The sequence below is a fragment of the Streptococcus mitis genome, assembly GCF_001579035.1.
GTDB classification, from domain to species: Bacteria; Bacillota; Bacilli; order Lactobacillales; family Streptococcaceae; genus Streptococcus; species Streptococcus mitis_J.
Genome location: NZ_KQ970305.1, coordinates 1 through 1060 on the forward strand (window position 1 = coordinate 1; position 1060 = coordinate 1060).

A 1060-nucleotide genomic window follows, 5' to 3' on the forward strand; every position below is an offset into this window, starting at 1 on the left:
AACAAATGCAAAGTAATGTAGTCTATTTCCTGAACTGGAAATTCCTGATTTGTTACTTGACTTACTTTAGAAAGAATTCTTTGGGCAACCTTTCTCTCTATTGCATCATCAGTCATCTGACAGTCTATATTTTTTATTTCAAATCCGGATTTTAAACGAATCATAGACAATGCTATGTGAACTACTAAGTTCTGTAGTACAAAATCAGATAGTTTTAGGTTGGCCTCTTGGCATTCATCCAAAACAATTCTAGCAAATTCTTCTAATGGAACAGTTTGATCAAAAAAGTTAAATTTCACATAACAATGTAATGTTTTTAAAAATTGATTCTCTAGGAAATAATGCATGATAAAACGTCGTTTATCACGTTCCTCACCTGAGACATAGACTCCTTTATTCGCCCTACTCTCAATAGACAAATTATACTCTGATAACATCACTCGTATCTTTTTGAAATCATGAGATAATGTTGAACGACTAACGTAAAGTTCATCAGCTAAATCATCAAAAAGAACTGGAACTTGCTCAAATAATAATTTATTTAAGATAAATACTAAACGATCATCACCTTTTGAAACCGCAGTTTTCGTATAGTCTTCTTCCAGTTCATAAGTTTGTCTAAACTCCTGGTAAGCACCTTGATTCTCAAAAAACATTTGATACCCTTGACCTTGTTTTGAAATCAACTGGACGCCTTGAATTATCATTGTCTTCTCAATTAATTTCAGTGCATTACGGACAGTTCTATCTGAACAGGATAAATATTCTGCCAGTTCTTTGCTTGTAACAAAACGTTCCTTATTTTTTATTAAAAATTGAAGGATATCTTTCTCTTTAATGTTTAACACATTTATTCCCTCCTAAAACGTATGTTTTCATATATTGAAGCATTTTATACACTTAAATCAGTTTATATCAAACTCAAAACAATTTAGCTTAACTTAAATATTCAATGGCATTTTATATGTTTATTAAATATTCTCAAGAATCAAATTGGCCATTTTTTCAATACCCATTGGAATAGGAATATATGCTTGAGGAGGTATTTGTACAACTGGTT

The 1060-nt window shown here is 30.8% G+C and carries 1 protein-coding gene and 1 pseudogene; both read right to left on the reverse strand.

Annotated features, from left to right (window positions below; translation table 11 throughout):
• A partial coding sequence (locus SMIDD26_RS10800; RefSeq protein WP_167747531.1) for a BglG family transcription antiterminator occupies positions 1 to 848 on the reverse strand: 848 nt, incomplete at its 3' end.
• A 123-nt stretch (positions 849 to 971) separates the two neighbouring features.
• Positions 972 to 1060, reverse strand: a pseudogene (celA, locus tag SMIDD26_RS12045) (PTS cellobiose transporter subunit IIB); the annotation flags it as partial.